This is a genomic window from Stenotrophomonas sp. NPDC077659 (assembly GCF_050268705.1).
GTDB lineage: Bacteria > Pseudomonadota > Gammaproteobacteria > Xanthomonadales > Xanthomonadaceae > Stenotrophomonas.
In genome coordinates, this window is sequence record NZ_JBNNHG010000131.1 from 1 (window position 1) to 4,967 (window position 4,967).

Annotated in this window: 6 protein-coding genes; 1 reads left to right on the plus strand and 5 read right to left on the minus strand. The window is 69.4% G+C overall.

Going from position 1 to position 4,967, the window contains the following annotated elements; all coding sequences use genetic code 11:
- Nucleotides 1–179 precede the first annotated feature (179 nt).
- The 5 genes from hemE to ACQKDV_RS15515 all read right to left on the minus strand — a co-directional run bounded on the left by hemE (nt 180) and on the right by ACQKDV_RS15515 (nt 4,185).
- Nucleotides 180–1,262, minus strand: a complete 1,083-nt coding sequence (gene hemE, locus ACQKDV_RS15495; RefSeq protein WP_427784889.1) for a uroporphyrinogen decarboxylase — start codon at nt 1,260–1,262, stop codon at nt 180–182.
- A gap of 26 nt (nt 1,263–1,288) precedes the next feature.
- Nucleotides 1,289–1,528 (minus strand): WGR domain-containing protein, encoded by a 240-nt coding sequence (locus ACQKDV_RS15500; RefSeq protein ID WP_106468857.1) that lies wholly within the window; start codon nt 1,526–1,528, stop codon nt 1,289–1,291.
- A 100-nt stretch (nt 1,529–1,628) separates the two neighbouring features.
- Nucleotides 1,629–2,744 (minus strand): 3-dehydroquinate synthase, encoded by a 1,116-nt coding sequence (gene aroB, locus ACQKDV_RS15505; protein ID WP_427784890.1) that lies wholly within the window; start codon nt 2,742–2,744, stop codon nt 1,629–1,631.
- Nucleotides 2,741–3,283, minus strand: a complete 543-nt coding sequence (locus ACQKDV_RS15510; protein WP_427784892.1) for a shikimate kinase — start codon at nt 3,281–3,283, stop codon at nt 2,741–2,743. The genes aroB and ACQKDV_RS15510 overlap by 4 nt, the downstream gene beginning before the upstream one ends.
- Before the next feature lie 74 nt (nt 3,284–3,357).
- Entirely contained in the window at nt 3,358–4,185 is an 828-nt protein-coding gene (locus ACQKDV_RS15515) for a kinase (RefSeq protein ID WP_427784894.1), read from the minus strand.
- A 40-nt stretch (nt 4,186–4,225) separates the two neighbouring features.
- Here ACQKDV_RS15515 and pdxH point away from each other — a divergent pair, with 40 nt between their 5' ends.
- The gene (gene pdxH / locus ACQKDV_RS15520) at nt 4,226–4,825 is read left to right on the plus strand and encodes a pyridoxamine 5'-phosphate oxidase (protein ID WP_427784895.1); all 600 of its coding nucleotides are present in this window, start codon (nt 4,226–4,228) and stop codon (nt 4,823–4,825) included.
- Nucleotides 4,826–4,967 lie beyond the last annotated feature (142 nt).

Genomic DNA, 4,967 nt, shown 5'->3' on the forward strand with positions numbered 1-4,967 from the left:
AGCCACAGCAATGGGCGGAAGCGGGCGTACTCGGCGGGCGATGCGGGGGTGTCGGGTGTGGGCGCGCCTGCGGGCGACGGTTCGGACATGGCGTGGGGGCCGGTGCAGCGTGGGGCTGCCATGATCGCGCACTGCAGGTCACGGCGTGATCAATGTCGCGCCGTGGCCTGTGCCGGGGTTCAGCGCCGGCTGTGTGCGTGCACCGCGTCGACCAGCACCTGCACGTGCGCCGGGTCCATGTCCGGCGACATGCCATGGCCAAGGTTGAACACATGGCCCTCGTGCGAACCGCCATTGCCTGCGGCGTAGGTATCGAGCACGCGCGCGGCTGCGGCGGCGATGGCATCGGGCGCTGCGTACAACGTGGTCGGGTCGAGGTTGCCCTGCAGCGCAACGCGGCCGCCGGTGCGGCGCAGCGCCTCGTCCAGGTCCAGCGTCCAGTCCAGGCCCAGCGCATCGGCGCCGGTCTGCGACAGCGCTTCCAGGTGCAGGCCGGTGCCCTTGCCGAACAGGATCAGCGGCGTGCGTTCGCTGCCTTCGCCGCGTTCCAGGCCTTCGGCAATGCGCTGCAGGTAGCGCAGCGAGAATTCACGGTACATCGCCGGCGACAGTACGCCACCCCAGGTGTCGAACACCTGCAGGGCCTGTGCACCGGCCGCACGCTGCGCGCCCAGGTAGGCGATCACCGCGTCGGTGGTCACCTCCAGCAGGCGGTGCAGGGCCTGCGGGTGGTTCAGCGCCATCGCCTTGATGCGCGCGAAATCCTTGCTGCCGCCGCCTTCCACCATGTAGCAGGCCAGCGTCCACGGGCTGCCGGAGAAGCCGATCAGCGGCACCTGGCCATCCAGTTCGCGGCGGATCAGGCGCACCGCGTCCATCACATAGCCCAGGTCCTGTTCCATGTCCGGCACGGCCAGCTTGGCGATGGCGGCTTCATCGCGCACCGGGTGGCGGAACTTGGGGCCCTCGCCTTCGACGAAATACAGCTCCAGGCCCATCGCATCGGGAATGGTGAGAATGTCCGAGAACAGGATGGCCGCATCCAGCGGGAAGCGGCGCAGCGGCTGCAGGGTGATTTCGCAGGCGATCTCCGGGTTCTTGGCCATGGCCAGGAAGCTGCCGGCCTTGGCCCGGGTCGCGCGGTACTCCGGCAGGTAGCGACCGGCCTGGCGCATCAGCCAGACGGGGGTGCAGTCCACCGGTTCGCGGCGCAGGGCGCGCAGCAGGCGATCGTTGCGGAGAGGGCTGGTCACGCTGGGCATTCCTGGGGCGAAAGTTGGCAGCGGCGTCAGTCGCCGTGCGAAAGCATCTGGAAGCCGCGATGCAGTTCGGCATCGCGGGCCTTCTCGAAGGCATGGCGGGCTTCGTCTGCCTGCAGGAACAGCTCGCGCCGCAGCTGCGAGCGCGCACCGACGCGGCCGCTCTCGCGCAGCAGTTCCCAGCCGCCGAACAGGTCCGGCTGCAGGCTCAGGCGCAGGAAGCGCGGTGCCTGCGCACCGGCGTCGGGATGTTGCAGGTAGACGTGCATGGGGCGATTGTATCGCCCCGGGGGCACGGGGGCCTGTAGAGCCGAGCCGACGCTCGGCTGCGCTTCACACGGTCACGTCCAGCCGAGCGTGGGCTCGGCTCTACAACGGCGTGCCCAGTACCTTCAGCACCGCCGCTTCATCCACATCCGTCACTACTTCGGCGCGGCCCATGCCCCGCCACAGCACCAGGCGCAGGCGGCCGGCCACGTTCTTCTTGTCCAGCCGCATGCGGCCCAGCAGGGCCTGCGGGTCAAGCCCGGCGGGGATGGTCACCGGCAGCTGCAGCCGTTTCAGCAGCGCCTGCAGGCGCACGCGGTCGGCATCGTCGGCCAGCCCGAGCTCGGTGGACAGCCGTGCGGCCAGCACCATGCCCACCGCCACGGCTTCGCCATGGTTCAGGGCCTCGCGGCCGGGGGCCGAGTAGCCCTGTTCGGTTTCGATGGCGTGGCCGAAGGTGTGGCCCAGATTGAGCAGGGCGCGCTCGCCCTTCTCGAACGGGTCGCGTTCGACGATGGCGGCCTTGTGTCGGCAGCTGCGCGCGATGGCCTCGGCCAGCACCGCATCCTCGCTGGCCAGCAGCGCATCGGCGTGCTGCTGCAGCCATTCGAAGAATACCGCGTCGCCCAGTGCGCCGTACTTCACCACTTCGGCCAGGCCGGCACGCAGCTCGCGCGGCGGCAGGGTGGCCAGCACACGGGTATCGGCAATGACCGCGCGTGGCGGATGGAAGGCGCCCACCAGGTTCTTGCCTGCGGGGATGTCCACAGCGGTCTTGCCACCCACCGAGGAATCGACCATCGCCAGCAGGGTGGTCGGCAGCTGCACGCAGTCCACGCCGCGCATCCAGCAGGCCGCGGCGAAACCGGCCAGGTCGCCGACCACGCCGCCGCCCAGAGCGAACACGCAGGCATCGCGGGTGGCGCCCAGAGTGGCCAGGGCTTCAATGGCGCGGCCGAACTCGGCCAGGGTCTTGGAGGCCTCGCCGGCCTGCATTACATGTTCACCGATGATGAGGTCCGGGCGCGCGGCCAGCAGGGTCTGCCTGACCGCAGCCATGTAGCGCGGGGCCACTTCGCTGTCGCTCAGCAGCAGCACGTGGCGGCCACGGACCTGCGCGGCCAGCGCGGTGCCGTCGGCCTGGGCACCGGGGCCGATGGTGATGGAATAGGGGCGGTCGCCGCCAACGGCGACCTGCAGCAGGGCGGGGGAGGTCATGCGGTCAGGTCCTGGCGCTGCCATTGCGTGGCCAGCTTGACGACAAGCTGAGCGGTGGCGTCGGCAGCGGTGTACGGGTCGGTGTCGAGAGTGATGTCGGCCAGCGCGTGATACAGCGGGTCGCGTGCTGCGGCCAGATCGTGCAGTACCTGCTCGCGGTCCGGGCGCTGCAGCAGCGGGCGTCCCTTGTCGCGGGCCAGGCGTTCCAGCTGCGCAGCCACGCTGACATGCAGGTGCACTACGAAGCCGCGTTGGGCGATCAGGGTGCGGTTGTCCGGGTCCAGCACGGCGCCGCCGCCGGTGGAAACCAGCTGGCCCTGGCCAGCCAGTACCTGGGCCAGCGCCTGGCGTTCATGGGCGCGGAAGCCGGCTTCGCCGGAATGCTCGAAGATGGTCGGAATGCTGGCCCCGGCCGCATCGACGATGGCCTGGTCCACGTCCACGAAGTCAAGCGTGAAGCGTTCGGCCAAGCGGCGGCCGATGCAGGTTTTGCCAGCGCCCATCGGGCCGATCAGGATCAGGTTCGGAGCAGGATTCATGCCCTGTGATGCTATCACCTTCACACCCAGGGGCCGGTACGATGGTTGCGGTTGGAAGCATCTGCCGTGCGCCGTCAGCGCAGCGCCTGCACCTGGCGTTGGCCGTCCAGCACCACCACCTGGTCGGCACGGCCGGGCAGGGCACGCAGCGCCTGCCGGCTGACCCGCTCGTAGTACTGCACGAAGCGCTCCAGCTGCGGGCGGCTCATGCCGTGGCGGCCGGGCTGGGCGGCCTGCAGATTCTGTTCCTGCTGCCAGCGCCAGCGCGGTACGACCGAAAAATCCGGCGGCTGCAGGAACCACAGGCGGTCGCAGCGTTGCCACAGCGCCGGATAATCACGGGCCAACGCCTGGTTGCACCAGCGCCGCCAGCGGCCATCGGGGTCGGCCTCGCGTTCCAGCGCGTTCAAGGGGCTGTCCAGCTCGGCATCGGCCTGCGCGGGCGTGCCGAGGAACCAGCCTTCGAACACCAGCAGATCCAAGGGAGCCGCCAGCGGCAACCATTGCGCTTCGGGCAGTCGTTCATCGGCCAGCTTGTCAAAGCGCGGCAGCGCCAGTGGCTGGCGTGCGGCCACCGCGTCCAGCACGGCATGGGCCAAGGGCAGGTCGTGGGTGCCGGGCGGGCCGCGGGTGATCAGCAGCGGGTGCACCTGGCGGGCCAGACGCTGGCGTTGCGCGCGGGTCAGGTAGACATCATCGATGGACAATGCCGCCGCGTTCAGCCCTCTTGACCGGGCACGGGCCACCACCTGCGCGGCCAGCGTCGATTTGCCGCTCCCCTGCAGCCCGCTGATCGCCAATACTGGCACCGTGGCGCCACTGGCCAGTGCGTCATCCAGTGCCTGCTCGGCGAGGGTTTCCGGAAATCCTTTCACCACGGGCATGTACGCAGCAGCAACCATGCCGCCACAATAGCCCAATCCGTGTGAGAACAAGCGAACCATGAGCGACCTTTACGCCGAAGCCCTGTCCACCTTTACCGCCCTGTTCGATGAGGCGAAGCAGAGCCGCGAGGTCGAACCCAATGCGATGACCGTGGCCACCGCCGATGCGCAGGGCCGCCCCTCGGCGCGCACCGTGCTGCTGAAGGCCTTCGATGAGCGCGGCTTCGTGTTCTACACCCACCTGGACAGCCACAAGGGCCGCGAGCTGCAGGCCAACCCGCAGGCGGCACTGCTGTTCCTCTGGCGCAGCCTGCGCGAGGCCGGCATCCAGGTGCGCATCGAAGGACGCGTGGAGCCGGTGGCCGACGCCGAAGCCGATGCGTACTTCGCCAGCCGCCCGCGCATGAGCCAGATCGGCGCCTGGGCGTCGCTGCAGTCGAAGACGCTGGCCAGTCGCGAGGAGTTCGATGCGCGCGTGGCTGAGGTGGAAGCACGTTTCGAAGGCCAGGACGTGCCGCGCCCGGATGGCTGGAGCGGCCTGCGCGTGGTGCCCGACCGCATCGAGTTCTGGTACGGCGCGCAGTTCCGCCTGCACGAGCGCTGGTGCTATGAAGCCGGTGCCGAGGGGCGTTGGAGCAAGCGGCTGCTGTACCCGTGAGCGACGCCGCGCCGACCATCCGCCAGGCCACGTCGACCGATGCGGCTGCGTGGGCGCAGCTGCGGCTGGGACTGCTTAGACTCAGCCGAAAAATGAAAGGCCAGTATGTCACCACGCCAGGCTGCGGATCGTTACAACCCCT